At 74.8% G+C, this 12051-nt stretch carries 13 protein-coding genes; 9 read left to right on the plus strand and 4 right to left on the minus strand.

Going from position 1 to position 12051, the window contains the following annotated elements:
* Positions 1 to 71: 71 nt before the first annotated feature.
* From HLI28_RS09480 to HLI28_RS09510, 8 genes are all read left to right on the plus strand, one after another.
* On the plus strand, positions 72 to 1283 hold the full coding sequence (locus HLI28_RS09480) for an inositol-3-phosphate synthase (RefSeq protein WP_171247269.1): 1212 nt from the start codon (positions 72 to 74) through the stop codon (positions 1281 to 1283).
* Positions 1280 to 2182 (plus strand): SCO3242 family prenyltransferase, encoded by a 903-nt coding sequence (locus HLI28_RS09485; protein WP_171247270.1) that lies wholly within the window; start codon positions 1280 to 1282, stop codon positions 2180 to 2182. Before HLI28_RS09480 ends, HLI28_RS09485 begins: the two co-directional genes overlap by 4 nt.
* The gene (locus tag HLI28_RS15275; protein WP_343035758.1) at positions 2179 to 3081 is read left to right on the plus strand and encodes a sugar phosphate isomerase/epimerase family protein; all 903 of its coding nucleotides are present in this window, start codon (positions 2179 to 2181) and stop codon (positions 3079 to 3081) included. The genes HLI28_RS09485 and HLI28_RS15275 overlap by 4 nt, the downstream gene beginning before the upstream one ends.
* Positions 3081 to 3731 (plus strand): EboA domain-containing protein, encoded by a 651-nt coding sequence (locus tag HLI28_RS15280; RefSeq protein ID WP_216077562.1) that lies wholly within the window; start codon positions 3081 to 3083, stop codon positions 3729 to 3731. The genes HLI28_RS15275 and HLI28_RS15280 overlap by 1 nt, the downstream gene beginning before the upstream one ends.
* A 2-nt stretch (positions 3732 to 3733) precedes the next feature.
* The gene (locus HLI28_RS09495; RefSeq protein ID WP_171247271.1) at positions 3734 to 4609 is read left to right on the plus strand and encodes a TatD family hydrolase; all 876 of its coding nucleotides are present in this window, start codon (positions 3734 to 3736) and stop codon (positions 4607 to 4609) included.
* A gap of 7 nt (positions 4610 to 4616) precedes the next feature.
* A complete protein-coding gene (eboE, locus tag HLI28_RS09500) occupies positions 4617 to 5804 on the plus strand; it encodes a metabolite traffic protein EboE (protein ID WP_171247272.1) in 1188 nt (395 codons plus the stop codon).
* Positions 5801 to 7222 (plus strand): alkaline phosphatase family protein, encoded by a 1422-nt coding sequence (locus HLI28_RS09505; protein ID WP_171247273.1) that lies wholly within the window; start codon positions 5801 to 5803, stop codon positions 7220 to 7222. Before eboE ends, HLI28_RS09505 begins: the two co-directional genes overlap by 4 nt.
* Before the next feature lie 82 nt (positions 7223 to 7304).
* Positions 7305 to 7874, plus strand: coding sequence for a hypothetical protein (locus HLI28_RS09510; protein ID WP_171247274.1), 570 nt, complete (start codon positions 7305 to 7307; stop codon positions 7872 to 7874).
* A 60-nt stretch (positions 7875 to 7934) separates the two neighbouring features.
* On the opposite strand, the gene HLI28_RS09515 is transcribed toward HLI28_RS09510, so the two are convergent.
* The 4 genes from HLI28_RS09515 to HLI28_RS09530 form a co-directional block, all read right to left on the minus strand.
* Positions 7935 to 9065: a branched-chain amino acid aminotransferase gene (locus HLI28_RS09515; RefSeq protein WP_171247275.1), complete on the minus strand. Its 1131-nt coding sequence runs from the start codon at positions 9063 to 9065 to the stop codon at positions 7935 to 7937.
* A gap of 137 nt (positions 9066 to 9202) precedes the next feature.
* Entirely contained in the window at positions 9203 to 10246 is a 1044-nt protein-coding gene (locus HLI28_RS09520; RefSeq protein WP_171247276.1) for a 3-isopropylmalate dehydrogenase, read from the minus strand.
* 67 nt (positions 10247 to 10313) lie between these two features.
* A complete protein-coding gene (locus tag HLI28_RS09525) occupies positions 10314 to 10712 on the minus strand; it encodes a VOC family protein (RefSeq protein ID WP_171247277.1) in 399 nt (132 codons plus the stop codon).
* Positions 10713 to 10724: 12 nt separating this feature from the next.
* The gene (locus HLI28_RS09530) at positions 10725 to 11309 is read right to left on the minus strand and encodes an ASCH domain-containing protein (protein WP_171247278.1); all 585 of its coding nucleotides are present in this window, start codon (positions 11307 to 11309) and stop codon (positions 10725 to 10727) included.
* Positions 11310 to 11517: 208 nt separating this feature from the next.
* Between HLI28_RS09530 and HLI28_RS09535 the strand changes: the two genes are divergently transcribed.
* Complete coding sequence (locus HLI28_RS09535) at positions 11518 to 11949, plus strand: NUDIX hydrolase (protein WP_171247279.1); 432 nt, start codon at positions 11518 to 11520, stop codon at positions 11947 to 11949.
* Positions 11950 to 12051: the final 102 nt, after the last annotated feature.

A 12051-nucleotide genomic window follows, 5' to 3' on the forward strand; every position in this document is an offset into this window, starting at 1 on the left:
TGACGGCCGGAGGCAGGGACGCCTCCGACGCCACGACCGGTCCGCGCGACCGGCTTCTGGGGGGAGCAACGATGCACCACGGGACCACGACCGCCACGCAGCCGCCCGCGACGACGGGCCGCACCGGCCTCTGGTTGGTCGGCGCCCGCGGCTCGGTGGCCACCACGGCCACGCTCGGGCTCGCCGCGCTCGCCGCCGGCCACGCCCCGCCGACCGGCTGCGTCACGGCGGCCGAACCGTTCGACCGGCTCGCCCTGCCCGCGTTCGACGACCTGGTCGTCGGCGGGCACGACGTCGCCCCGACCACGGTGGTCAAGCAGGCCGAGGCGCTCGCCGACGCCGGCATGATCCCCGGCCACCTGCTGGCCGGCACGCGCGACGCCCTGGCCGCCGCCGACGCCGAGGTCCGGCCCGGCCACGACCCCCGCCATCACCAGGGCTCCCAGCAGGAGGCCGCCGAGACGCTCGCCGCCGACCTCGTCGCCTTCCGCGAGCGCCACCGCCTCGACCGGGTCGTCGTGATCGACGTCGCCTCGACCGAACCGCCGCTGGACCCGGTCCCCGAGCACGACGACCCCGAGCTGCTGCGTGCCGCGCTGCTCGACCCCGACCGCGCCGTGCTCCCGGCCTCCTCGGTGACCGCGTACGCCGCCGTGCTCGCCGGCTGCGCCTACGCCTCGTTCACCCCGTCGGCCGGCATGACCGTGCCGGTCCTGACCCGCTGGGCCACCGAGGCCGGGCTCCCCGTGGCCGGCCGCGACGGCAAGACGGGACAGACCTGGCTGCGCACCGTCCTGGCCCCGGCCTTCGCCGCCCGCGGCCTGCGGGTGCTGTCCTGGGCCGGGACGAACCTCCTCGGTGGCGGCGACGGCGCCACCCTGGCCGACCCCGTGGCGGCCCGCAGCAAGCTGACCTCCAAGAACCGCGGCCTGCGCGACCTGACCGGCACCGACGTCACCCCGCTGCACATCGACAACGTCCCCGACCTCGGCGACGTCAAGGTCGCGTGGGACCACGTGCACGTCGAGGGGTTCCTCGGCTCGCGCCTCACCCTGCAGACCACGTGGAGCGCGCACGACTCCATGCTCGCCGCGCCGATGGTCCTCGACCTCGCCCGCCTGCTGGCCCTCGCGCACGCGGCCGGGCTGGCCGGCCCCGTCCCGGAGCTGGGGTACTTCTTCAAGGACCCCTGGGGGTCCGACGTGCACGGGGCCGCCGCCCAGGCGGTCGAGCTCGCGGACTGGGCCGGTCGCACCGCCGACGCCGTGGCTCGGCGGCCATGAGGGCGGGCGACCTGGTCGAGCTCGTCCGCGCCCCGGCGGCGCTGACCGTCCTCGGCGACACCCTCGCCGGGATGGCCACGGCACCGCCGCCGGACCTCCGCCCGGCGCGGCACGCCCTGCTGCCCGTCGCCTCGACCTGCCTCTACCTCGGTGGCATGGCGCTCAACGACTACGGCGACCGCGACCTCGACGCCGTCGAACGTCCCGAACGTCCCATCCCCTCCGGACGCGTGACGCCCCGGCAGGCGCTCGCCGTCGGCACGGGGCTCGTCGCCACCGGCGTCGCGGCCGCGGGTGCCGCGAGCGGCCGGCGGGGGCTCACCGTCGCGGTGCCGCTCGCCGCGTGCGTGCTCACCTACGACCTCGCGGCGAAGGACCGGCCCGCCGGTGCCGTCGTGATGGCCGCATGCCGCGGGCTCGACGTACTGCTGGGCGCCACCCCGGGCTCCGTGCGGACGGCGCTGCCGACCGCCGCCGTGCTGACGACGCACACGCTCGCCGTGACGGCGCTGTCGCGCGGCGAGGTCCACGGCACCACCCGCGGCGTGGCAGGGTCCGCCGTGGCCGGCACCGTGGTGGTCGCCGCCACCACGGCCGTCGCGGCGTGGCGGTCACCGGCCGGTCCGCCGGGCGGTCCCACGGTCCGGCGCGTCGCAGCGCTGGCCGCCACCGCCGGATACGTGGCCACCTGCCTGCCGGCGCAGCGCACCGCGGCCGCGGACCGCACGGCCACCGCGGCCAGGACCGCGACGCGGGCGGGGCTGCAGGCCATGATCCCGCTGCAGGCGGCCTGGACCCTGCGCGGCGGCCGCCGGGCGAGCAGCGCCGTGCTGGCCGGCGCGGCCCTCACCGGGCGGCTGCTGCACCGACGGGGCCGTCGGCAGGTGAGCATCACGTGACCACCCACCCCGCCCCCGACCGGCCCCCGTTCGCGCTCGGGTACGGCACCAACGGGTTCGGCGACCACCCGCTGCCCGCCGCGCTCGACGTCCTCGACACGCTCGGCTACGAGGCCGTCGCCCTCACGCTCGGCCACCCGCACCTCGACCCGTTCGCACCCGGTGCCGCGTCCGCGACGGCCCGGCTGGCCGACCGCCTGGGCCGGATGCGCGACGGCGCGGGGGCGGACGTCGTCGTCGAGACGGGGACGCGCTACACCCTCGACGCGTGGACGAAGCACCGGCCCACCCTCGTCGACCACGAGGCCGACCTGCGGATGCGCTACCTGACCCGGGCGATCGACGTCGCCGCCACCCTCGACGCGACGTGCGTGTCCTTCTTCTCCGGCGTGCTCCCGGACGGCGACCGCCCCACCGAGGGATGGGCCCGGCTGCTCGACCGTCTGCCGGTCCTCCTGGAGGAGGCCGGCGAGCACGGCGTGCAGCTCGCGATCGAACCCGAACCGGGCATGCTCGTCGAGACCGTCGAGGACGCCCTGCGGCTGCGCTCGGACCTCGGCGACCCCGCCGGTCTCGGTCTGACCGTCGACGTCGGGCACTGCCTCGTCGTCGAACCCGGCGGCGTGGTCGGCGCGCTGCGCGCCGCCGCCCCGGTGCTGACGAACGTCCAGCTCGACGACATGCCCCGCACGCACCACGAGCACCGACCCTTCGGCGAGGGCGACCTCGACCTGCCGCTCGTGCTCGCCACCCTGGCCGACATCGACTACCGCGGCGTCGCCGCGGTCGAGCTGCCCCGCCACTCCCACGACGCCCCGGCGCTCGCCCGCCGCAGCCTCGCCGCGTTGCGGCGCGCCTGGGCGGACGTCGTCGGGCACCCCCACCCGGAGGCCCCCTGATGAGCGACACCTGGATCGACCGGACCCGGGCCGAGGTCGCCCGCGACCCGCGCACGCTGCCCCGCGCCTTCGCCCTCGCCTCTCGGCGGGCCGGCCGCGGACCCCGGCGTCCCGGGACCGACCCGCACGGCCTCGTGCACGGCACGTTCGAGGACGAGACCCGCGCCGCCCTGGTCGTGGCGCTGGCCCACGCCGCCGGCGACGGCGAGGACGTCGCCGGACGGCTGCGCGACCTGTTCTGGCAGGGGGACACCGGCGAGCGGCGCGGGGTGCTGCGCGGCCTCGACGCCCTGCAGTCCGACGGCGGCGTGGGAGGCGGCTCCCCCCTCGCGCGGACCGGCGTCGAGCTCGCCCACGACGCCCACCGCGCCAACGACCCCTCCCTCGTGGCCGCCGCCGTCGGACCGTTCGGCGCGGCGCACCTGGACCAGCACACGTGGCGGCACACGGTCCTCAAGCTCGTCTTCCTCGGGGTGCCCCTCCACGCCGTCGCCGGGCTGGCCGACCGCGTCGACGCCGAGACCGCGCGGATGGCGTCCGACTTCGCCGCCGAACGACGCGCCGCCGGACGCCCGGTCCCCGCCGACGTCGACCGGCTGCTGCAGCACCGACCCGACCCGGCCGTCCCGGCCCCGACCACCGCGGAGTGACCATGCGCATCTTCGACCCGCACGTCCACATGACCAGCCGGACCACCGACGACTACGAGCGGATGTACGCCGCCGGGGTGCGCGCCGTCGTCGAACCCGCGTTCTGGCTCGGCCAGCCGCGCACCGGGGTGTCCTCGTTCACCGACTACTTCGACTCCCTGCTCGGCTGGGAACGGTTCCGGGCCGAGCAGTTCGGCATCCGGCACCACGCCACCATCGCCCTCAACCCCAAGGAGGCCAACGACCCGCGCTGCCGCGAGGTGCTCGCTGAGGTGCCGCGCTACCTGCTCAAGGACGGCGTCGTCGCGGTCGGCGAGATCGGCTACGACTCGATGACACCCGCCGAGGACGAGGTGTTCGCCGCCCAGCTCCAGATGGCGCGCGAGGCCGGGCTGCCCGTCCTGGTGCACACGCCGCACCGGGACAAGCTGAACGGCACCCGCCGCACCCTCGACGTCGTGCGCGAGTCCGGGATCGACCCCGCCCGGGTGCTCGTGGACCACCTCAACGAGACCACCGTGGCGATGGTGCGCGACGCCGGCGCCTGGGCGGGCTTCTCCATCTACCCGGACACGAAGATGGACCCGCACCGCATGGTGGCGCTGCTGGACGAGTACGGCACCGAGCGGATGATCGTGAACTCGGCCGCCGACTGGGGCCGCAGCGACCCGCTGCTGACGGCGCGCACCGGCGCCGAGATGCTCGCCGCCGGGTTCACCGAGCACGACGTCGACCGCGTCCTGTGGCGCAACCCGGTGACCTTCTACGGGGCCTCCGGCAACCTCGTGCTGGAGCCGGTCCCCGGCGTCGTCGCCGGCGAGGTCCCGGCCCCGGCCGAGTTCGAGGGCTCCTCCGTGCTGCGCGGCGCGCGCGTCTGAGGGCCCCATGCACCTGTCGTACTGCACCAACGTCCACCCCGCCGAGGACCTGGACGGCGTGCTGGACCAGCTCGCCCGCAGCGCCGGCCCGGTCCGCCGCGCCGCCGGGCTGGACCGGCTCGGGATCGGGCTGTGGCTGCCCGCCCGTCTCGCCCACCGCCTCGACGCCTCCGCGGCCGACCGCGACCGCCTGCGTGTCGCCCTGCACGAGCACGGCCTCGAGGTCCGCACGCTGAACGCCTTCCCCGCCGGCGGGTTCCACGCCGACGTCGTGGGCCGCGCCGTCTACAGCCCCGACTGGACCCGGCCCGAGCGCCTGGCCTACACGCTCGCCTGCGCCCGGGTGCTCGCCGACCTGCTGCCGACGGGCGCCGGCGGGTCGGTCTCGACGCTCCCGCTGGGGTGGCGCACCGGCTGGACGGCGTCGGACGACGAGGCCGCCACCCGGGCGCTGGCCACCCTGTCGGCCGAGCTGCGCGCCCTGGCGGAGCGCAGCGGCGTGGTCGTCCGGCTCGCCGTCGAGCCCGAACCCGGCTGCGTGCTGGACACCGTCGACGACGTCGTGGGGTGGCTGGGCGCCCGGACCGGCGCCGACCGGCCCGCGACCGCGCGGATCGACCCCGCACTCGTCGGCGTCTGCCTCGACACCTGCCACCTGGCGGTGTCGTTCGCCGACCCGGCCGCCGCGGTGCGGCGCATCACCGGGGCCGGGCTCCGGGTCGTCAAGGTGCAGGCCTCCGCCGCCCTGCACGTCGCCGACCCGGCGGCGCCCGCCGCCCGTGATGCCGTGCGTCGGTTCGCCGAACCGCGCTACCTCCACCAGACCCGCGAGCTCGGTGCCGACGGGCGGGTGCACGGCGTCGACGACCTGACCGAGGCGCTGGCGGGCGGTCTGCCGGGCCGCGGGCCGTGGCGCGTGCACTTCCACGTCCCGCTGCACCACGACCCGGCGCCGCCCCTGACGGCCACCACCGACGTGCTGCGCGACGCCGTCGCCGCGGTGGCCGCGGCGCCGCACGGGGAGGAGGCGCACCTGGACGTGGAGACGTACACCTGGTCGGTCCTGCCCCCCGACGTCCTGCCGTCCGGCACCGACGAGCTGGTGGCGGGCATCGCCGCCGAGCTGCGCTGGGCCGCCGACCACCTGACCGCCCGTGACACCGTCCTGACCCCCGCCGGGAGGAGCACCCCGTGAAACCCGTCCTGCTGCTCGACGTCGTGGGGCTCACGCCCCGCGCCCTGGCCCACATGCCCCGGCTCCGCCGTCTCGCCGACGGCGGATGGTCCTCGTCGCTGGCGACCGTGCTGCCGGCGGTGACCTGCACGGTCCAGTCGACGATGCTCACGGGCCTGTCCCCCGCCGAGCACGGCGCCGTCGCCAACGGCTGGTACTTCCGCGACCTGGGCGAGGTCCACCTGTGGCGCCAGCACCACCGCCTGGTCGCCGGCGAGAGGGTCTGGGAGACGGCCCGGCGGCGCCGTCCGGGGTACTCCGCGGTGAACGTGTGCTGGTGGTACGCGATGGGGATGACCACGGAGGTCACGGTGACGCCCCGGCCGATCTACCACGCCGACGGCCGCAAGTCCCCCGACGCTTACGTGCGACCGCCCGGCCTGCACGACGAGCTGGCCGAGCGCTTCGGCGACTTCCCGCTGTTCACCTACTGGGGCCCGACGGCGTCGCTCACGTCCAGCCGCTGGGTCGTGGACGCCACCCGGCACCTGCTGCGCACCCGGGCCGCCGACCTGACCACCGCCTACGTCCCGCACCTCGACTACGACCTGCAGCGGTTCGGCCCGGAGTCTCCCCAGGCCGACGCCGCCGCGGCCGACCTGGACGGCGTGCTGGCGCCGCTGCTCGACCAGGCCGAGGCCGACGGCGTGACCGTCCTGGTCGTCTCCGAGTACGGCATCACCCGGGCCGAGCGCCCCGTGCACCTCAACCGGGTCCTGCGTCGCGAGGGCCTGCTGGAGGTGTACACCCAGGCGGGCCGCGAACAGCTCGACCCGTGGACCTCGCGGGCGTTCGCCGTCGCCGACCACCAGGTGGCGCACGTGTACGTCGACGACGCATCCGACGCGGCCCGGGTCGCCGCCCTGCTGCGCACCGTGCCCGGCGTCGACGAGGTGCTCGACCGCGAGGCCCAGGCCCGCTACGGGCTGGACCACGAACGCTCGGGCGAGCTCGTCGTCGTCGCCGAGCCGGGCGCCTGGTTCACCTACTACTTCTGGCTCGAGGACGACCGCGCCCCCGAGTACGCGCGCGCCGTCGACATCCACCGCAAGCCCGGCTTCGACCCGGCCGAGCTGTTCTTCGACCCCGCGGACCGGTTCGCGAAGGCCAAGGCCGGACTGAACCTCGTGCGCAAGAAGCTCGGCCTGCGGTACGCGATGTCGACCGTGCCGCTCGACGCCTCCTGGGTCGGCGGCACGCACGGTCGGTTGCCGGACTCCGCCCTCGACGCCCCGATGGTGCTGTGCTCCGACCCGACCGTCCCCGACCCGGTCGCGTCGTGGGTGCACGACGACGACCGAGCCGTGCCGGCCGCGTCCGTCAAGGATCTCGTCCTGTCACTGCAGGGCCTCGCGCACCCGGTCGGCGCGGCGCCGTGACGTGCCCCGGGGGGACGTCCGGGGGGCGCCGACGGCCCGGATGTGGTCCTCTAGGGGCACGACGACGGCGAGGAGAGGGACAGTGAGCGATCAACAGCGTCCGTACGGGTCCGAGGACCCGACGCAGCGCTACCGGCCGGTGAACCAGCCGGCGGAACAGCCTCCCGGGATGATGCCGGCGCAGAAGCCGACCTGGGAGGCCGCACCGAAGCCGCCTCCGCCCGAGCCGCGCCTCGACATCGGCCGGTACTGGGCCGGGGCCGCCGCCACCGTGCTCGTGTGCGCCCTGCTCGGCTTCACCGCCTCGGTGATCTTCGACGAGGTCTTCGGCATCGAGCTGATCCCGCCGCCCGACGTCGCCGGCGGCGGGGACGACGCCTCGTGGGCCGCCGCCGGGGCGCTCTTCGCGCTCGCCGCAGCCATCGTGCTCAACCTGCTCGTGGTCGTGGCCCCGCGGCCGCGGATGTTCTTCGGCTGGCTCGTCGGGCTGACGACGGTGATCCTCGCGGTGCTGCCGTTCACCGGCAACCCGGACCCGCTGTCCGGCGCGATGACCGCGCTGGTGTGGGCGGTCCTGGGGATCGCGGTCGCCTCGATGCTCGGCAGCGTCATCACCCGGACGCTCGTGGTGCCGACGGTCCCGCCGCGCTGAGGATCCGACGACGAGGGGGCCGGTGCGGACGTCCGCACCGGCCCCCTCGTCGTGGAGCGGTCAGGCCAGCCGGCGCATCCAGCCGTGCCGGTCCCGCGCCCGCCCGTACTGGATGTCCGTGAGCTCGCTGCGGATCGCCATGGTCAGCTCGCCCGGCTCACCGTCGGCGACGGTGTGGTCGAAGTTGCTGCTGGCCAGACGACCCACCGGCGTCACCACCGCCGCGGTGCCGCAGGCGAACATCTCCCGCACGCTGCCGCCGGCGAGGCCCGCCTCGATCTCGGCGAGGGAGATCCTCCGCTCGACGACCTCGTGACCGCGGTCCGCCACCAGCTGCAGGATGGACTTGCGGGTGATCCCCTCGAGGATCGAACCGGTCAGCTCCGGGGTGTGGACGGTGCCGTCGTCCATCACCACGAAGATGTTCATGCCGCCGAGCTCCTCGAGGTAGGAGTTCGTGCTGGCGTCCAGGAAGCACACCTGGTCGCAGCCGTTCTGCTGCGCCTCGGTCTGCGGCAGCAGGCTGGCGGCGTAGTTGCCGCCGCACTTGGCGTTGCCCGTACCGCCCGGCCCGGCCCGGTGGTAGTCCTGGGAGACCCAGATCGAGACGGGCTTGACGCCGCCGGCGAAGTACGGGCCGACGGGCGAGGCGATGCACAGGTACTCGACCTCGGCGGCCGGCCGGACGCCGAGGAACGGCTCGGAGGCGAACATGAAGGGGCGCAGGTAGAGGCTCGAGTCCTCCCCGCCGGGGACCCAGGCGCGATCGGTCCGCACCAGCGCGGCGATCGAGCCGATGAAGTCGTCCACCGTCAGGGCGGGCAGCGCGAGCCGGTGCGCCGAGCGCGCGAACCGGTCGGCGTTCGCCTCGGGCCGGAAGGTCCACACCGACCCGTCGGCGTGCTTGTACGCCTTCATGCCCTCGAAGATCTCCTGCGCGTAGTGCAGGACGGCGGTGGCGGGGTCGAGCTGCAGCGGACCGTACTTCTCCACGCGCCGGTCGAGCCAGCCGTCCTCCTGCCGCCAGGACACCCGGGCCATGTGGTCGGTGAACACCGTGCCGAAACGGGGTGCCGCGAGCGCTTCTTCGCGCTCGGCGTCAGGGGTGGGCTCGTCGGTTCCGCGGACGTCGAACAGGGCGACGAGGTCCTCGAGCTCCTCGGGGAGCACGTTGTGCGAGGTCGTGGTCATATCAGAGGCCTTTCACCAGGTAACCCCTGTAGGGTCCCACGACTCTCGGCATCGTGGGACCCCGTGCGGCGCCGCCCCTGCGCCGGCCCCCTCGCGCGCCCGGAGCCGTGCGGCTCCCGGGCGGCAGATCCGGCGGGTCAGCCCGCGACGCGCGCGGCGAGCTCGCGCCCGACCTCCGCCGTGGACCGCACCCGGTCGCCCCGCTCGGCGAGGTCGGCCGCCACGGCGGCCTCGACGCGGCGGGCCTGCTCGGTCAGCCCGAGGTGGTCGAGCAGCAGGGACACGGACAGCACCGTCGCCGTCGGGTCGGCCTTGCCCTGGCCCGCGATGTCGGGGGCGGACCCGTGCACCGGCTCGAACATCGAGGGCGTGGTGCGGTCGGGGTTGATGTTGCCGGACGCGGCCAGCCCGATGCCGCCGGTGATCGCCGCGGCCTGGTCGGTGAGGATGTCGCCGAAGAGGTTGTCGGTGACGATGACGTCGAACCGCGAGGGGTTCGTGGTCAGGAAGATCGTCGCGGCGTCGACGTGCAGGTAGTCGGTGGTGACGTCCGGGAACTCGGCGTTGACGGCCTCGACGGTGCGCCGCCACAGGTGACCGGCGTGCACCAGCACGTTGTGCTTGTGCACCAGCGTCAGGTGCTTCCGGGGGCGCGCCTGGGCGCGGGCGAAGGCGTCGCGGACGACCCGCTCGACGCCGAAGGCGGTGTTGACCGACACCTCGGTGGCGATCTCGTGGGGCGTCCCGGTGCGGACGGACCCGCCGTTGCCGACGTACGGACCCTCGGTGCCCTCGCGGACGACGACGAAGTCGACGTCGCCCGGGTCGGCCAGCGGGCTGGTGACGCCCGGGAAGAGCTTGCCGGGCCGCAGGTTGACGTAGTGGTCGAGGGCGAACCGGAGCTTGAGCAGCAGACCGCGCTCCAGCACGCCGGACGGCACCGAGGGGTCGCCGATCGCGCCCAGCAGGATGGCGTCGTGGTCCGTGATGCGCGCGAGGTCCTCGTCGGTGAGGGTCTCGCCGGTGCGGTGCCAGCGACGGGCGCCGAGGTCGAGCTCGGTCGTCGAGACCTTGACGTCGGCGCCGGTCAGCGCCGCGTCGAGCACGGTGAGACCCTGCTCGACGACCTCGGGACCGATACCGTCCCCTGCCACCACGGCCAGATCGATGTTGCGCGTCATGCGCCGATACTACGCGGGGGCACGCCATCATGCGGACGCGCGTCTCAACATGCGGACAGGACGCGAGCTACATCTCCCGCGAGGACAGCACGCAGAACTCGTTGCCGTCGGGGTCCGCCAGCACCGTCCACGACGCGTCCGCCGGCTGCCCGACGTCGATCCGCGTCGCCCCGAGCGACACCAGCCGGTCGATCTCGGCGTCGCGGTCGTCGCTGGTGTGCGGCGCGAAGTCCCAGTGCAGGCGGTTCTTCGACGACTTCTCGTGCTCCACCCGCACGAACACCATCCCCGGGGGCGTCTGGTGGAAGGTCAGGCTCCTGCCCAGCTCCCGGGCCCAGGGCGGGACGAGGACGCACTCCTCGTCGGACTCGTAGGCGAACTCCCATCCCAGGGCCTCCGCCCACCAGCCCGCCAGGGCACGCGGGTCGGTGGACTCCACGACGGTCGAGTACCAGCGCAGCGGCATGTCGCGATCACCTCACTCGGAGTAGAGGACCTTGAACCGCTCGCACAGGACCTCCAGCGACGGGTCGAACTCGTGGGCGGTGCCCGCCAGCGTGCGGCGCCAGTAGCGCTCGTGCTCGGTGCGCCAGGACTCCAGCGTCCGGTCGTCCTCGCCCTCACGCCAGGCGTGCTCCGCGGTGACCTCGCTGAACGGCACGCGGTCGACCTGGGTGGTCCGGATCAGCGCCCGGGGCTCGCCCGCCCCGTCGAGCAGGATCGACAGGTCCCCCTTGCGGGGCTCGGGTTCCCCGGCGTCCTCGTACTCGACGACGAGCGACGCCGTCGCCGTCTTGGTCCCCACGAGCACCAGACGGAGCAGCTCGTCGGCCAGCCGCGGCGAGTCGCCGAACGCCCAGGCCGGGGGCGGGACGACGTTCTCCGACCGCTCCCCCACGGCTCCGCCGTGACTGGTCCGGCCGGCACTGGGCCGGGCCGTGTCCCAGAAGGCCGTGATCCGCTCGGCCTGGGCCACGTCGTCCAGCTGCGGACCCTGGTCGGTCGTGGCGGCCGCCTCGGGCGGGGGTGCGTCGTGGCCGGTGAAGGCGCCGTCGTCCGTCATGCGGGACATCCTGCCACCGCCGCCGGTCCACCGCGCCCCCACCCCGCCTCCCGCGAGTCAGTACGGATCTCGGCGGGTCAGGACGAAACTCGGCGGGTCAGGACGAAACTCGGCGGGTCAGGACGGATCCCGTCCGGTCAGGACGGAACGCGGCGACTCAGGCCCTCGCCGCCCGTCTGCGACAGTCGCGATCTGCCAGGATCTCGGCATGTTCCTTCGGGTGGCGGCCTACGCCGTGATCATCGACGACGGTCAGGTGCTCCTGCCGCACTGGTCCGCGACGGGACGGTCGGGGTGGACGCTGCCCGGCGGCGGCATCGACCCGGGCGAGCACCCGGAGGACGCCGCCGTGCGCGAGGTGCGCGAGGAGACCGGGTACGACGTCGAGCTCCACGGCTTGCTCGGTGTGGACAGCCACGTGGTGGAACGCCAGGACCTCATCGGCTTCGAGGACGACCCGGACGCCGAACCCCTGCACGGCATCCGCGTCGTGTACCGGGCCCGTGTGGTCGGAGGGTCGCTCACCGTCGAGCAGGACGGGTCCACCGACGACGTGGCGTGGCACCCGCTCGACGCCGTGGCGCACCTTCCGCGGGTCGACCTCGTCGACATCGGTCTGGGCTGGGCCGGAGCCCTCTGACTCGCGGAGTTCCGCCCTGACTCGGCAGGAGCCGCCCTGAGTCACGGGGATACGTCCTGACTCGGCACGGGATGGTGGCCCGGGGTCGGACGTGCGAGCGGC

This window comes from Isoptericola sediminis (assembly GCF_013085345.1).
In the GTDB taxonomy this organism is placed as follows: domain Bacteria; phylum Actinomycetota; class Actinomycetes; order Actinomycetales; family Cellulomonadaceae; genus Isoptericola; species Isoptericola sediminis.